The sequence below is a fragment of the Planctomycetia bacterium genome (assembly GCA_034440135.1).
Lineage (GTDB): Bacteria > Planctomycetota > Planctomycetia > Pirellulales > JALHLM01 > JALHLM01.
In genome coordinates this window covers 1-15602 of record JAWXBP010000459.1, presented here as the reverse complement: position 1 = coordinate 15602, position 15602 = coordinate 1, and the positions used below count along the sequence as shown (strand labels likewise).

Below are 15602 nucleotides of genomic sequence, written 5' to 3'. Positions count from 1 at the left end.
GTCGGCGCGCCGACGATCGTGGCGGTCGGGACCGCGTTGGTGATCGTCAACGCCTGGTTCGCCACACCGTCCTGCATGGCGCTGTCCGTCACCGTGAGCGACAGGTTATACGTACCGTTGTCATCGGGCGTAAAAGCGAACGTGCTGCTCGTGCCGGTCGCAAAAGCCGATCCGGCGCCCTGCTTGGTCACGCTCCAGGCATAGGTATATGGTCCGCCGGAGCCGGGCGAGGTGATATTCGCCGAGACGTTAATGGCCGTCCCTTCCGGCCCGGTGTTGCCGCCTGGCAGGCCGCTGATCGAAACCACCGGCGCGAAGGTCAGTGTCCAGGGCTCGGCGCCGTTCGTGCCATCGTTGGCGGTGAAGTAGAGTGCGCCGTCGAGGTACGCCAGCGCACTCGGGTAGCTGCCGGCGCTGGGATTGATCTCCTGCACCAGCGTCACAGCGCGGGTCGTGGTGTTGATCTGCCACAACTCGTAGTTGAAACCGGAGTTGGCCCGCGAGAAGTACAGGTATCCGTTTCCGCCGACAAACTGCGTGCCCGGGTAAAGGTTGTTCCCGCGGTACTCGACCGGTCCCGAATCCGGGAAGTAGATGATGTAGTTGTACGTGTCGTAGTGGACGAACACGCCGGCGGTCTGATAGACCATCGAGATCGGATTCGAACCGCCGCTGCCCGGCGTGTAGTCGTTGACGATCCCGGTCCCCGGCGAAGTGCCGTCGCTCCGCCACAACTCGCGGCCCGCCGCGGCTGTGTTGGCTGAGAACCAAAGTTCCCCGTTGACGTCGTGCAGGTACATCGGCGTGCTGTCGGCGACGCCGGGATTGATATCCTGCACCATGACCGTGCCGCTTGACGAGCCGTCGGAGACGTACAGCTCACGGCCGAAGTAGTTGTCCGACGGGCCGACCGCCGTGAAGAACAGCTTGTCGCCGACGGCGGTCAATTCCTGCGGATTGCCGCTTTCGAAGCTCAAGTCCGCAATGTTGCGAACCAACGCGGCCCCGTTCACCGAGTCGTACCTCCACAACTCGCGCCCGATAGCGTCCGTATTGTTGGCGGAGAAGAACAGCGTGCCGTCCACGTTCGTAAGATATTCCGGCGTCGATCCGAAGCTGCCGGGACGCAAGTCCTGGACCAGTGAGGCTGTCGTGCCGTTAAACTTCCACAACTCGGTGCCGTGCGTGGCGTCGTACGCACTGAACAGGAGCTCATTGCCAACGACCGTCAAGTAGTCCGGCGACGAGGAAGCGATCGTGTCGATGTCGATCACCAACTGCGTGTTGGGTGCGGTTCCATCGGTGACCCACAGCTCGCGGCCATGCACCTGATCGTTGACAGTGAAATACAACTTGTTCTGGAACACCGTCAGCTGTTCCGGCGCGCTGCTCGGCGCGCCGGGCGCAATGTCCATCACCATCTCGGTGCCTTGGCTCGTCCCGTCCGTCTTCCACAACTCCAATCCGTGCGAGTTGTCATTCGCCACGAAGAACGTCAGATTGCCCAACTGAATGTAGTCGGCGGCGTTCGAGTTCCCGGAGTTGGGCGCCACATCGTGCAACATGGTGACCGCCAGCAGTGTCCGCTCTTCCAGCGGCTCGCAACGTAGCTGGCGTCCCAGTTTGTTCAGCGAACCGCGACGGATTGTAGACGCGCGGCGGGACTTCGAGCGAAACCACATCGGAAGGACTTCCTGCGGAGGGAACTTGGGCGGGACATACCAGCGGTGCAAAACTCTAGGTCACCGCAACGACTTTGCCTTGCGCCTCCGCTGGCCGACGCGCGGCATCCTGTCGATCGCATCACCGCGCGAATAAAATGGATCGCACCGCCTATAACGCCCGCCCACCTTGCTTTGGAACCTCCGCTATGCCCACGCGCCGTCACTTCCTTCACGCCGCCACTGGACTAGGCGCCCTGAGCTGGCTCGGCTCGGCTCGATTTTCCTGGGCATCGCCCGCCTCCTCCGACACTCTCGTCGCCGGGAAGAGCGACCAGTTGCTCATCCACACCGCGGAACCCCTCGTCCTGGAGTCTCCGCTCGCGCTGCTGGATCAACACCTGCTCACTCCGAAGGAAACGCTCTTCGTTCGCAACAACGCCAATCCCGCCGGCATGGCCACGATCGCGCCGGCGCGCGCCGGAGACTGGAAAATCGAACTCATCGGCCTGATGCGCGGCCCAGTCACGCTCGACCTCGCGGCGCTGCGTGAACTTGAAATGACCGAAGTCGAGATGGTGCTGCAGTGTTCCGGCAACGGCCGCTCGATGTTTTCGCGCATTGCCAAAACGGAAGGCACGCAATGGGGACGCGGCGGAGTTGGCAACGTGAAGTTCTCGGGCGTGCGACTCACGGCGGTGCTCAAACATCTCGGCGTTGAGCCATCGGCCATGGCGCGCTATCTCTCCGCTGAAGGATTCGATGCACCGGCAATTGGCAAGGCGGATTTCGAGCACAGCGTGCCGCTGGACGACGCGTTGGATCGCGGCCTGCTGGCACTCACGATGAATGGCGAACCCTTGCCGGCCGTTCACGGCGGGCCGGTGCGGTTTGTGTTGCCCGGCTACTACGGCACGGTGCAGATGAAGTGGCTTTCGCGGTTGCGGTTCGAGGCGGAGGAAAGCTCGAACGAGCATCACGCCGAGCGCTATCGTACGCCGCATGATCTGATCAAGCCCGGCGACAAGTACGCGTTTCGCATTGGCAATAGTTCGCCGACCTGGAAGCAGAAGATCGCTACGCTGGTGACTTCGCACGCCGATGGCGAGCAAGTGCGCACCGGCGATGCGGTCCTGCAGGGTTACGCGTGGAACGATGGTGCGGCGGCTCTCACGGCGGTGTTGTATTCCACGGATCAAGGCGCGAGCTGGCGGCGCGCGGAGTTGGAATTGGCGAAGTCGCCGTTTGCGTGGTCGAGGTGGCGCGCCAGAGTCGCGATCCAGGCGGGGCCGAATTTGATTTGGATTGCCGCGACCGACGCTCAAGGGCGCACGCAACCTCAGGACGGATCGATCTTCTGGAACCCTGGCGGCTACGAATGGAACGGCGTTGAGTGCGTGACGCTGTTTGGCGGAGTGTAAGCGACGTCCAGCTGGCCGAAGCAGGACGCTTCGAGGAACCGCAGTTCAATCAGCGCGCATAAAAAACCCCTGACTTGCCAGGAGTTACGCATTTCCGCGAACCTTGCCAAGTCAGGGGAGTGGGCGTGCGAAGATTCGAACTTCGGACCTCGTCCTTATCAGGGACGCGCTCTAACCAACTGAGCTACACGCCCGGGGCGGCCGTGCGGCCGCGGCGGGGAAACCTCGTATTTTATGAGTCTTGCCCCGACTGTCAAACCGCCTGGAGACGGAGAATGGAAGTCTACCACTTTTTTCTGGCTTGTCCGCGAAAGTCGCTGACAGGCCCAGGGAAGGCCTTCGAAAACTGCGGACGATGGTTCGATTTGGATGGCCTTCCCTGGGCTTTAAAGAAACGACGCGACGGTGACAAACAAGACGCCCGCCGCCGCCCAGGGTTCGCTTACTCACTAACGGCGGGGGTGAGAAAACGGGCTGTAGGGCTGATGCCGACCGTAGGGCCGCGCCGAAGATAGGTAGGTGCCGAGAGCGGCCGTGCGCGCCCCGGAAGGTTGGGAATCTTAGCAAAGGAATTCGACCATGAGTTTGGTTCGACGCCGTGCCTGGTTGGCTGGATCGCTGGCCGTCACCCTGCCGGCCTTGGCGGGTTCCGTGCGTGCGGATGCGCCCTCGGTCGAGGCCGCCTTGAAACTGGCGCCCGTCCAAAAAGAGGTCGAATACGACCGCCCGACGGCGGAAGAAGCCTCGAAGTGCACGATCAAGGCGGAGAACGTCTCCGGCGAAACCGGCTGGATCGTCCGCGACGCCTCGGGGCAGATGCTCCGCCGCTTCGCCGACACCAATGGCGACAACGTGGTCGATCTCTGGTGCTATTACCAAAACGGTCTCGAAGTGTACCGCGACATCGACTCGCAAAAAAACAGCTCCAAGGCGGATCAGTACCGTTGGCTGAACACGGCCGGTTGCCGCTGGGGTCTGGACGCCGACGAGAACGGCGCGATCGATTCCTGGAAGCAGATTTCGGCCGAAGAGGCGACCGCCGAGGCGGTGGCGGCGCTGGCCACCGGCGACGCCCAACGCTTCACGCGCTTGCTCGTCAGCAAGGATGAATTGGCCTCCCTCGGTCTCGGACCGGAGCGTACGAAAGAGCTCACACAGCGCCTGAACGACGCCCCGAAAACGTTCGCCGAGATGGCCAAAGCACAGAAGTCGTTGAGCGCCGCCACGAAGTGGTTGCATTTCGGCGGCTCGCGCCCGGGCGTGGTGCCCGCCGGCACCGAAGGCTCGACCAGCGATATCGCCGTTTATGAAAACGTGCTGGCGATGATCGACACCGCCGGCAAAGACGGACAGGTGCAGATCGGCACGCTCGTCCGCGTGGGCGACAACTGGCGGCTGATCGATGCGCCATCGATTCCGGCCACTGGCGAGCAACTCTCTTCGACCGGCTTCTTCTTCCAGCCGTCGCTGCCGCCGCGCAGCGAAGGAGGCGCGGAGAGCGTCGCCGGAGCGCCGAGCGACGAAGTACAGAAACTGCTCGACGAATTGCAAGGCATGGACGATGCGCTCGCCAAGGCTGCCACGCCCGAGGAGCAAGACAAGCTGAACGTGCGCCGCGTGGATCTACTGGAACAACTCGCCGCGGCCAGCACGGCGCCGGAAGATCGCGCCCAGTGGATTCGCCAATTGGCCGATACGGCCAGCGCCGCAGTGCAGGCCGGCGGATTCTCCAGCGGTGCGGAGCGTCTGCGAACGCTGCACGACAAGCTCAAAGCCGACGGCGGCGACGACGAGTTGGCCGCCTATGTCGAGTTCCGCAGCCTGATGGCGGAATACGGCGCGGCCGTGCAGCAGGAAAACGTCGATTTCCCGGCGGTGCAAACCAAGTGGTTGGAAAGCCTGGAGAAATTCGTCGAAGCGAATCCCAAGAGCGCCGACGCAGCGGAGGCGATGCTGCAACTTGGCATCGCGCAGGAATATGCCGGCCAGGAAGAGGAAGCCAAGACGTGGTATCAGCGCATTGTGACTGAGTTCGCCTCGGCGCCCAATGCGCAGAAGGCGGCCGGCGCGGTGCGCCGCCTTAACTCCGTCGGCAAGCCGATCGTGCTCCGTGCGAACGCCGTCAATATGAAGGGCACCGTCGACCTGGCGGCCGCGCCGTTCAAAGGGAAGTACGTGCTGGTGCATTATTGGGCCACCTGGGCCGAACCGTGCCGCGCCGACCTGGACGACATCGCCGACCTGATGGCCAAGTACGGCGGCAAGGGCGGATTCCAGGCGGTGGGCGTCAGCCTCGACGGCAACCAGGCCGATCTGACGGCGTTCCTGAAGGAAAACAAGCTCAGTTGGCCGCAAGTCTGGGAACCGGGCGGACTCGACAGCCGCCTCGCCAACGAGCTGGGCGTGCTGACCTTGCCGACGATGATCCTGATCGATCAAAAGGGCAACGTCATTCACCGCAACATTCATATCGCGGAGCTGGAGAAGGAACTGCGAGCGCGGCTCAAGCAGTAGACGGCAAAATGTCGAAGGTCGAATGACGAATCGGTTGTGTTGTGGCACGGTTTGTTGTGTTGTGGCACGGTCTCCCGACCGTGTCACGGTGCGAAAACGCCATGACGAGCAATGGAGACCTTCGGTCAGGCCGGTGGCATGGTCGGGAGACCTGCCACAACTTAAGACCATGCCACAACGCGAGACGATGCCAAAAAGCGGCATTCGTCATTACCTGTTGAGTTCTTCCAGCATTTCCAGATGCGCCTTCTCGGCGCCGAGGGTTTCTTCGGCGATTTCCTGGGCGTCGTGGTCATCGGCGAGGGCCGTGACGATGCGCTGGATGCGGGCGACGTCGCGGCGCTGGTACTTGATCAGTTCGCCGATCAGGAAATCGAGCGCCAGGAAGTGCGTGTCGGTGTATTCCATCGGGTAGCCGCCTGGCTCGAGCGACCCGTGGTCTAGAATCACATCCGCGATCCGCGCGGTGAAGGCGCGCTGGTCGGCCACGATGTTGGCGAGCGTCTCGGCTGCGCGCTCATCGCCGGCATGCTTCCAAGGATCCGCGGCCTCGGCCAGGTACATCGGCAACGACCGGTGAATGGTCTGAAACAGCGCATTCAGCAGCGCAACCGATCGGGCGGAGGCGGTCATGAACATGGAAGGGCTGAGTAGTAAAGGAGCACAGAAGTAAAGGAGCACAGAAGTAAAGGAGCAGAGAAGTAAAGGAGGCAGGAAGAAAACGAGGCCTAGGACAATACTCCCTGCGTCGCGGCGCTGGCCAACCGCAACAAGAGATCGGGCCAGACGCCGAGCAAAATCACCGGCAACGTCATCAAGGCGACGAAGGCGCCGTCGCGCGAGACGAGCGAAAACTCCAACGGCGGGCGATCGTCGGGTTCCGGATCGAGCGTCATCACCTTCACCACGCGCAAGTAGTAGAACAAGCTGAAGACGGTGTTGATGCCGCCTACGAAGAGCAGCGTCCACGTCAGCGGTTGCCCAGCGTCGGCCAGTGCGCTGAAGGCCACGAACTTGGCGGCGAAACCGGCCAATGGCGGCAAGCCCAGCAGGCTCAACATGACGGTGGCGAAGCAGATCACCACGCCGGGCGAGCGGCGCACGAGTCCCGCGTAGGAGGCGATCTCTTCGCTGCGCATCGCATTTCGTAGGAAGGCGATGATCGCGAACGCGCTCAGGTTCATGAACAGGTACGCGCCGACATAGAACGCGATCGACGCGGCGGCATTGCGAGCTTCGACCTGACGCGCGGGATCGCCGAGCAACAAGAGCATCGCCGCCACCGGCATCATCATGTAGCCGGCGTGGGCGATCGTGGAATAGGCGAGCAAGCGCTTAATGTTCGTCTGGCCGTAGGCGGTCAGGTTGCCGAACGTGCAGGTGATCGCGGCGATCAACGCCACGAGTCCCGCCATGAATTTCCGCGCCGGGGCCAGGCTTTCGTTGCTCACGGCCACCGTCGCCGCGGGTGTCGGCGATTCGGCCTCGGCAACCGTCGGCGTCTCATGCTGAAAGGCGACCGTTGTCACTTGTGCCACGGGTAGCGAGGCCGTCGGCGCTTCGTTCGCCGGCAGATGTCCAAAGCCAATCGCCACGCGAATCAGTAGCGCCAACGCAGCCGCCTTGGAAGCGACCGACAGGAACGCATTGACTTCTGCGCTGGCCCCCTCAAAGACATCCGGGCACCAGAAATGAAACGGCACTGCGGAAAGCTTGAAAGCCAGGCCGACCATCACCATCAGTCCGCCGAGGACGAGCACCACGTGGCGATCGCCATAAGTTGGCTCGCTCAGCACGACCGCGAGTTGATGCGCCAACGTGGGCAGGTGCGCCGTGCCCAGCACGCCAGCTACCAAGCTAATGCCGTAGAGCATCACGCCGGCCGCGCCCGCGCCATAGACGGCGTATTTAAGCGCTGCCTCGCTACTCTCGCGCCTGCCCTTGAGCATGCCGGCCAAGGCATACGACGGCACGCTGGCCATCTCGACGCCGAGGAACACGGTGAGCAAGTGATTCGACGAGGCCATCAGGCACATGCCGATTGTGGCGCCGAAGACGAGCGTGAAGAAATCGGTGCTGTCCTCGCGATCTGGAATGCCGGACAGCCAAGTGAACAGCACGAACAGCACCGCGAATGCCATCAACAACGCGCGAAAGTATACGGTGAAGGCGTCGTACTTGATCAAGCCGGTGAACAACTCCTGACTGACGATCGGCGCATCCGTGGCCAGCAGATCGCCCGGCGCAGCATAGTAGAGTGCCGCCAGCGAACCCGCCAGGGCCAGCCAAAACCCGTTGATCCAGCGCAGATTCAGCACGCGCACCAGCAGCATCACGACGATCGTGACCGTGAGCGCCAACTCCGGCTTGAAGGCCGGCAGCGACACCGTCATCGTGTCGTGGACTAACGACAGCTTGCCGCTATCCGCGAAAAAATCGTGAAACGTATTCAAGTCGCCGACTCCCCGTTAGGCCCCGAGTTACAGCTCGGGTGGCTGGGGTCGGACGTACTCGTCCGCCCCCAGGCGAGAGCAAAATGTCTGATTGGTGATCGACCCAATCCTCGTATCACTGGGGGCGAATGAGTACATTCGACCCCAGCCACACATGTTGTTAGTACGACTGTCCCGTCGGCGCCAGAGCGCTGGTGGTGATGGGCGTGGTGATCGCCGCGGTCTGCTGCTCGGACTCCCTCCGCTCCTTGTCGGGATCTTCTCGCTGGGTCCACTCCGCGAGATCGACAGCCGTTTTGGTGACGCTGGGGGACATGTATTTGAACACTGCGTTGGGATACACGCCGAAGAAAATGCAGAGGAACAGAATCGGCGCCGCGATCGCCAACTCGCGCGGCGTCATCGGATGCAAGTGATCGCCGTGCGGGCCCTTGTATTCCGGTCCCAGGTAGACGCGTTGCAGCGTCCACAGGATGTACGCGGCAGTAAGAATCACGGTGAACGCGCCAATCACGGCCAACGCCTGGCTGTAATTCCAAACCGAGAGCGTAACGAACACTTCGCCGATGAATCCGCACAGACCAGGTAGCCCCAGGCCGGCGAAGAAGATCCCGAACGCCAGCCCGCTATAGACGGGCATCTTGGCGAACAGGCCGCCGAACTCATCAAGGTTGCGGTGATGCACGCGCTCGTAAATCACGCCGACCATGAAGAACATGCCCGGCGAGGCGATGCCGTGGGCGATCATCTGGAACATCGCCCCGTTCATGCCCATTGCCCAGTACTGGGGATCGAAGCCGGTCTTGTAAGACGCGCTCCAAACGCCGAGACCGAGGACGACGTAGCCCATGTGACTGACCGAGCTATAGGCGACGAGCCGCTTGAAGTCCTTCTGCGCCAAGGCCGCGAAGGCGCCGTAGAGCATGCTAACGACGCCAAGTCCGCACACGAACCAGGCTAGTTCATAGCCTGCCTCGGGGCAGATCGGATAGCAGATGCGGATGATGCCGTAGCCGCCGAGTTTCAAGAGCACGCCGGCCAGGATCATCGAAATCGGCGTGGGCGCTTCGACGTGCGCGTCCGGCAGCCAGGTATGTACCGGCACGCTCGGCACCTTGATCACGAAGCCGGCGAACAGCAGCAGGAACGCCCACCACTCGATCGTTTTGCCGAGGATCAGGTCTTCCGGCTTGTCGCTTCTGAACTGATCGGTGAACTGGCCGAGCTGTTGGAGCGCGAGAATGTTGAAAGTATGGGCCTTGCCCGGCTGATTCTGAATTTGATTCACGGCCGCGGCGAGGTCGTCGCCGGTCAGGCTCGCGTCCACCACGTGGGCCGTTTGCAACTGCGCTGGCGTGAGGGCTTTCACATCGCTGGTGAAGTACAGCATCAACACGGCGATCAACATGAACACGCCGCCGAGCAGCGTGTAGATGAAGAACTTGATCGCGGCGTACTCGCGGCGCGGGCCGCCCCAGACGCCGATCAGGAAATACATCGGCAGCAACATGACTTCCCAGAACACGTAGAACAGGAAGAAGTTGAGTGACATGAACACGCCGATCACGCCCGTTTCCAGGATCAGAAACAGGATGCAATAGGCCTTAACGTGTTTCTCGATCGGCCAACTCGCCCACATCGAGAGGAAAAAGACGAAAGTCGTCAGCAACAAGAGCGGCATCGAGATGCCGTCCAGCCCCATCGCGTAATCGATGTTGAACGTGGGAATCCACGGATGCGCGAACGTCAATTGCATGCCGGCGTTCGATGGATCGTACCAACCCGTGCTGGGCAACACCAATCCGAGCGACGCCGCGAAGACCACGCCCGTGATCACCAGTGTGAACAGCTTGAGCGCGTCCGGCTTGTCCTTCGGCAAAAAAGCGAGCACGAGCGCGCCAATAGCCGGAAAAAAGGTCAGCAACGAAAGCAATGTCGTGGGATCGACAGGCATGAATGGAATTCCCGGGTATCTATCCGAAGTTCGTTACGCCCTGCTGGCGTAGAAGCTGATCATCACAAACAAGGCCACCGTGCCGACGACGATGAACATCACGTATTGGCGGAGCCGGCCGGTCTGCACGCCTCGCAGCGCCACGCCGGTCGAAAAGGTCCAATGCGCGATCGCGTTCGCCAGGCCGTCGATCAGGTAGCGGTCGATCACGTCATCGAAGTTCGCCACGGCTTTCGTCCAACGCGCGAGGGCGTTAATGAAGCCGTCGATCCACTTCTTATCCAGGTTCGCAATCCGCGCCGCGATAAAATGTGTCGGGCGGATGAAAATGACTTCGTACAACTCGTCGAAGTACCACTTGCCGCGGAGGAAGTTGTAGATTGGCGAGAACTGCCGTCGCACATCTTCCGGATTGAGGTAACCCCAGCCGTAGAACACCGCCGCCAGCAGGATGCCGGAGAGGGCGGTCGAGAAGGCCACGATCGTCGCCTGGCCGTGGAACTCATGCGGATCGATGACGCTGGAAAGTCCCAGCACTTGCGCGGGATCCGTTCCTGGCCAGCGGGCGGAATCCAACAGGCCTTCCAAGCTCAACCCCGTGAAGGGCATCGTCCACGCCACGCCGACGGCGAACACCGACAGCACGACCAGCGGCACGTACATCACCGGCGGCGATTCGTGCGCGTGATCGTAAATGTGATGATCGCGCGGCTTGCCGGCGAAGGTCATGAACCAGAGCCGGAACATGTAGAACGCGGTGATCGCGGCGCCGACGGCCGGCATGAACGCCAGCCACGCGTGCTTCGGCATCACCTGGCCGTACCACAGCGAGTGCATGACGATCGAATCTTTGGAGTAATAGCCGCTGAACCCGATATGCCAGCCGAAGAGCGCGATCGGCAAGCCGGCGCCGGCGATGGCCAGGCAACCGACGAGCATCGTGTAGGCGGTCCACGGCATCTTCTTCCGCAGGCCGCCCATCTTGGGCATTTCGTTCGTGTGCGTGGCGTGAATCACCGAGCCGGAGCACATGAACAACAAGCTTTTGAAGAACGCATGCGTAAACAGGTGGAACATCCCGCCGATCCAACCGCCGATGCCGAGCGAGAGCATCATGTAGCCCAACTGGCTGACGGTGCTATAGGCGAGCACGCGTTTGATGTCGGTGGCGGTGATGGCGATTGTCGCCGCGAGGAACAGTGTGATCGCACCAACGTAAGCAATGACCAACAGCGCCTCGGGCGCGAAGGCCGGATAGAAGCGGCCAACCAAATAAACGCCAGCAGCCACCATCGTCGCCGAGTGGACGAGCGCCGAGACCGGCGTGGGCCCTTCCATCGCGTCCGGCAACCAGACATGCAACGGGAACTGAGCGCTTTTGCCGACGCAACCGCAGAAGATGCCGACGCCGGCGATGACCAGCAGCCAGTAACCGTAGCCCTGCGTGCGCCAGGCTTGAATGTTCTCTGGGCTGGGCCCTACGGTCACGGTGGGATCGGCGGCCGCGGCGGCCACGACCATGCCGTCGGCGGGGGCGAGCAGATACCCGTGCTCTGGATCGCGCAAGAGGTCGAAAATTCCCTTCTCGCTCTGGGCGATCGTGCCGTCTTTGTCCAGATCGCTGCCGGCGAACGTGAACGTGCCGAGGCTTCCCCAGAGGGCCATCATGCCGATCAGCATGCCGAAGTCGCCGACGCGGTTGACGATAAAGGCCTTGTTCGCCGCGTTCGACGCGCTCTTCCGCTCGATGTAGAAGCCGATCAGGAAGTACGAGCAAACGCCCACCAACTCCCAGAACACGAACACCATCAGCACATTGCCGGCGATCACCAACCCCAGCATGCTGAAGCAAAACAGCGACAGGTACTGAAAAAACCGGTAATAGCGCCCGGGCCGATGCAGATGATGCCCGTCGTGCAGATGCACTTCGTGGTCGGTGATATCGTGCAATTCATCGTGCATGTAGCCCATGGCATAGAAATGGATGCACGAGGCGATCAACGTCACCATGCAGAACATGCAGATGGTGAGCGCGTCGATGTGGTAGCTGATCGACGCCTTCAAGTTGCCGAATTCGGCCAGGCGATACCACTCGCCGGCGTGAAAGTTCGGCTTTACGGCGTGACCAGCTTCGTCGGCGTGAGGTGCTTCGGCCGGGGCCGCTTCCTGGGAACTCGCCAGCGTGAACGCGCTGTCTGCGGGTTCAAGCTGCGCGTGATGCTCGCCGCCATGATGTTCGAGCGTCGGCACGCCGTAAGCGTTGAGCCAGAGCCCGAAGGCCGTCATCGAGAGGACGAACGCGCCGACGATCGCCCCGGTCGCCAAGTAGCCCGCCAACACGCCCGCTTTGCCGAGCCGCTTGCCGCCGAACACGATGATCGTGAACGACACCAACGGCAACAGCCAGGCTGCCCGGAGCAACTGCCACAAATTATCGCCGAGTGCATCCATCGTCGCTTCGAGCCGATTCCTAGTCGTGATCTAACCGCGCAGGTCGTCCGCGCGGTCGACGTCGACCGTGGAGTGGTTGTTGTAGAAGTTGAGCGTGATCGCCAAGGCCACCGCGGCTTCCGCGGCGGCCAGTACGATGACGAACAACGCAATCAAATGTCCGTCCATGCCAAGCGCCAGCGCCGTGTCGCGGCGCAGATATTCGCTGCTGAGCGCCACGAAGTTCAGGTTCGCCCCGTTCAGCACCAGTTCAATGCCCATCAACACGCCGAGCGCATTCCGCTTCGTCGCCATGCAAACGGCGCCGGAAACGAACAGCACGGCGCCGATGGCCATGAAATGGGCGACGCCGACAGGCTGAGTGAGCAGGTCCATATCCGCAGTTTCAATTCGCTGGAACTTACGCCTCGCGGCGCTTTTTCGTTCTGGCCAGGTACGCGGCGCCGACCAGCACCACCAACAGATGAACGGAAACAATTTCGAACGGCAGCAAGTAACCGGCCATGCCGGGCGCGAGCGCCGATTTCGCTGGATCCAGCTTGTCAGTCCGGACGCCCAGCAAGCCGAGCCCAATGGGGGCCGAAGTGGGCGATTGCGCCGGTAACATGACAGCGTGTTCCGCTTCGCCTTCGACATGTGCCACGGCGGCCGGCCCCTGCCAATCCTCAACGCTAAAGGCCGTCTTGACCAACAGGCCCAGCAGCGCGCCACCCAGGATTGTGGCCAACACCCATTCGCCGCCGCCGGTTTTCATCGAGATGAACGGGCCTTGCGCGGTGAGCATCACGCCGAAGATCAGCAGCACCAAGGTGCCGCCGACATAGATCATCAATTGCATCGCCCCGACGAAATCGGCCCCGGCCAGAAAAAACAGGCCGGCCGTCGCGCCGAGGGAAAGAATCAGGTAAAAGGCCATCCGCACGATATTGCTGGTGACCACGACCGCCACGGCGAACACCGCGGTTAGCGCGCCGAACAGCAGGAAGAAGAACGAATGCCAGTTGATCGGTTCCATGGCTATCGCTCCTCGCTTGGCTGAGACAACGAAGCCACGGCCGGAGGCGCGGGCGATTCTACTTCCGGGGCAGCAACCGCCGCTTGGAACGGCCGCGGCGCGATGTCGTTAATGAACGGAATGCCCGAGAGCGTCCAGAGCGTGGCCAACAAGAAGCAAGCCGCCGCCAATGGCGTGCAGTATTTCAGGCAAGTGGTCATGACTTGGTCGATGCGCAACCGCGGCAGCGTCCAGCGGACCCAGATCATCACAGTCACGCCGATGATCGACTTGAACATGAAGTTCAAGCAGCCCAACAGGTTGCCGGCAAATCCCCAGATCGAAAAATCGGTCGCGCCAGGAGCGTAATGCAGTCCGAGCCAATCGGCGATCGGGATCGGGCCGTTCCAGCCGCCGAAAAACAGGATCGACGCTAAGCCGGCGACAATGAACATGGAGCCATATTCGGCCATGTAGAAAATCAGCCAGCGGAAACCGGAGTATTCCGTGTGGAAACCGGCCACCAATTCGCTTTCGGCCTCGGCCAGGTCGAATGGAGCGCGGTTCACGCTCGCCGTGCCGCAGGTGAAGTAGACCCAGAAGATGATGAACGTGAACGGATCGTGGAACAGATACCAGTTGGTGAACAAACCGGCCTGTTTGTTGGCGATCGTCACCATGTCCATCGAGCCGGCGATTAACACTGGCACCACGACGCACATGCCCATCGGGACTTCGTAGCTCACGACTTGCGCCGCTTCGCGCATCGCCCCGAACAGCGACCACTTCGACGCCGAGGCGTAGCCGGCCAGAATCACGCCGAAGACTTCGATCCCCAGCACCGCCAGAATGAAGAACACGCCGGCGTCCATCCGCTGCACGACCCAACCGTCCGAAAAAGGCAGCGCGATCAGTGCCGCAAACGACGCGCAGAAGCTCACATAGGGCGCCACTCGGAACAGCATTCCATCGGCCGCTCCGGGCCGTAAATCTTCCTTATTCAGCAGCTTGATGCCATCTGCTAAAAGCTGTAGCCAACCGAACTTACCGCCGCAGCGGGTCGGGCCCAGGCGGTCCTGAATCCGGGCGGAAACCTTGCGTTCCACCCAGACGAAAAACATCGCCCCGACGAGCGGGACGTGAATCAGGATCACGCACTGAATCAGCCCCGCGACCAGGTAGCCCAGCCACCCAGGTAAGCCGCAGGTCTGGATGAAAAACTCGGCCACGAGAGCGTCGCTCGGGAAATGGATTGCCAGGCGTTTTGGAAGATCGTGAAATATGGCACAAGGAGGTAAGTAAGTTCAAGCCCCCGCGCCGGCTACGGCCCGAAGTATATCGAGCGTGGATTCTTGGCGTTAGTATGGATTGAATACGCCGGTTCCAGGGAGATCATGCACGGATATGAAAAAAGCCGCGCGGGGACAGCAAAACTTGTCGGCCGACCAGGGCGAAACACTGCTCGACGTCTTGAAGGCGCGTTTTGAAGAGAATCTGGATCGCCACCGTGGCCTTGCCTGGGTGAAGATCCAAGCCAAGATCGAGGCGCATCCCGAAAAACTGAGGTCACTCCAGGAAATGGAAAGTACCGGCGGCGAGCCGGATGTCGTTGGGCATGACAAGACGTCAGGCGAGTTCGTGTTTTTCGATTGCTCAGCGGAAAGTCCCGCGGGCCGCAGAAGCGTTTGCTACGACGCCGATGCGCTGGAATCTCGCAAGGAACACAAACCGAAAGATAGCGCCCTGGGCATGGCCGCCACGATGGGCGTTGAGATCCTGTCGGAAGCGCAATATCGCGAGCTGCAACAGCTCGGACCGTTCGATACGAAGACGTCGAGCTGGGTGAAAACGCCGGACGTGATCCGCAAACTCGGCGGCGCCATCTTCTGCGACCGCCGCTACGACCAGGTGTTCACCTACCACAACGGCGCGGAATCGTACTACGCCGCTCGCGGGTTCCGCGGCTGCTTGAGGGTTTGAGTGCTCGCGCCGATGGATCGAACTACACTAGCCCGACGCGCAAGCGAGGGGGAGTAGACGTCGAACCCCGAACAGCGTTTACTCCCCCTCGCTTGCGCGTCGGGCTAGGCCTTGTCTCAAAACTGGGGTTTCCGTGCAATGCGTAACCGGCGACGATGTCGCTGAGTTTCGTTT

General features: G+C 61.6%; 11 protein-coding genes and 1 tRNA gene. 3 read left to right on the top strand and 9 right to left on the bottom strand.

Annotation, left to right across the window (positions count from 1 at the left end; genetic code table 11):
* Positions 1-1682, bottom strand: a 1682-nt coding sequence (locus SGJ19_26395; protein ID MDZ4783793.1) for a hypothetical protein, incomplete at its 3' end; no start/stop codon positions are given.
* A 188-nt stretch (positions 1683-1870) separates the two neighbouring features.
* Here SGJ19_26395 and SGJ19_26390 point away from each other — a divergent pair.
* Positions 1871-3082 carry a molybdopterin-dependent oxidoreductase gene (locus SGJ19_26390; protein ID MDZ4783792.1) on the top strand — a complete coding sequence of 404 codons (1212 nt, stop codon included), beginning with the start codon at positions 1871-1873 and terminating at the stop codon, positions 3080-3082.
* 120 nt (positions 3083-3202) lie between these two features.
* On the opposite strand, the gene SGJ19_26385 is transcribed toward SGJ19_26390, so the two are convergent.
* Positions 3203-3276, bottom strand: a tRNA-Ile gene (locus SGJ19_26385).
* Between the two features lie 385 nt (positions 3277-3661).
* Here SGJ19_26385 and SGJ19_26380 point away from each other — a divergent pair.
* Positions 3662-5596, top strand: a complete 1935-nt coding sequence (locus tag SGJ19_26380) for a thioredoxin-like domain-containing protein (GenBank protein MDZ4783791.1) — start codon at positions 3662-3664, stop codon at positions 5594-5596.
* Between the two features lie 210 nt (positions 5597-5806).
* On the opposite strand, the gene SGJ19_26375 is transcribed toward SGJ19_26380, so the two are convergent.
* From SGJ19_26375 to nuoH, 7 genes are all read right to left on the bottom strand, one after another.
* Positions 5807-6229, bottom strand: coding sequence for a hypothetical protein (locus tag SGJ19_26375; GenBank protein ID MDZ4783790.1), 423 nt, complete (start codon positions 6227-6229; stop codon positions 5807-5809).
* Between the two features lie 95 nt (positions 6230-6324).
* Positions 6325-8049, bottom strand: a complete 1725-nt coding sequence (locus tag SGJ19_26370) for an NADH-quinone oxidoreductase subunit N (GenBank protein MDZ4783789.1) — start codon at positions 8047-8049, stop codon at positions 6325-6327.
* A gap of 160 nt (positions 8050-8209) precedes the next feature.
* On the bottom strand, positions 8210-10003 hold the full coding sequence (locus SGJ19_26365; GenBank protein MDZ4783788.1) for an NADH-quinone oxidoreductase subunit M: 1794 nt from the start codon (positions 10001-10003) through the stop codon (positions 8210-8212).
* 33 nt (positions 10004-10036) lie between these two features.
* On the bottom strand, positions 10037-12454 hold the full coding sequence (gene nuoL, locus SGJ19_26360) for an NADH-quinone oxidoreductase subunit L (protein MDZ4783787.1): 2418 nt from the start codon (positions 12452-12454) through the stop codon (positions 10037-10039).
* A gap of 30 nt (positions 12455-12484) precedes the next feature.
* Positions 12485-12829 (bottom strand): NADH-quinone oxidoreductase subunit NuoK, encoded by a 345-nt coding sequence (gene nuoK / locus SGJ19_26355; protein MDZ4783786.1) that lies wholly within the window; start codon positions 12827-12829, stop codon positions 12485-12487.
* A 25-nt stretch (positions 12830-12854) separates the two neighbouring features.
* Positions 12855-13469, bottom strand: coding sequence for an NADH-quinone oxidoreductase subunit J (locus SGJ19_26350; protein ID MDZ4783785.1), 615 nt, complete (start codon positions 13467-13469; stop codon positions 12855-12857).
* Positions 13470-13471: 2 nt separating this feature from the next.
* The gene (nuoH, locus tag SGJ19_26345; protein ID MDZ4783784.1) at positions 13472-14677 is read right to left on the bottom strand and encodes an NADH-quinone oxidoreductase subunit NuoH; all 1206 of its coding nucleotides are present in this window, start codon (positions 14675-14677) and stop codon (positions 13472-13474) included.
* Positions 14678-14852: 175 nt separating this feature from the next.
* Between nuoH and SGJ19_26340 the strand changes: the two genes are divergently transcribed.
* On the top strand, positions 14853-15428 hold the full coding sequence (locus SGJ19_26340; protein MDZ4783783.1) for a DUF4256 domain-containing protein: 576 nt from the start codon (positions 14853-14855) through the stop codon (positions 15426-15428).
* Positions 15429-15602: the final 174 nt, after the last annotated feature.

Coding starts and splice junctions, on each gene's coding strand:
- SGJ19_26390 (MDZ4783792.1), top strand. CDS start 1,871: ATGCCCACGCGCCGTCACTTCCTTCACGCCGCCACTGGACTAGGCGCC.
- SGJ19_26380 (MDZ4783791.1), top strand. CDS start 3,662: ATGAGTTTGGTTCGACGCCGTGCCTGGTTGGCTGGATCGCTGGCCGTC.
- SGJ19_26375 (MDZ4783790.1), bottom strand. CDS start 6,229: ATGACCGCCTCCGCCCGATCGGTTGCGCTGCTGAATGCGCTGTTTCAG.
- SGJ19_26365 (MDZ4783788.1), bottom strand. CDS start 10,003: ATGCCTGTCGATCCCACGACATTGCTTTCGTTGCTGACCTTTTTTCCG.
- nuoL (MDZ4783787.1), bottom strand. CDS start 12,454: ATGGATGCACTCGGCGATAATTTGTGGCAGTTGCTCCGGGCAGCCTGG.
- nuoK (MDZ4783786.1), bottom strand. CDS start 12,829: ATGGACCTGCTCACTCAGCCTGTCGGCGTCGCCCATTTCATGGCCATC.
- SGJ19_26350 (MDZ4783785.1), bottom strand. CDS start 13,469: ATGGAACCGATCAACTGGCATTCGTTCTTCTTCCTGCTGTTCGGCGCG.
- SGJ19_26340 (MDZ4783783.1), top strand. CDS start 14,853: ATGAAAAAAGCCGCGCGGGGACAGCAAAACTTGTCGGCCGACCAGGGC.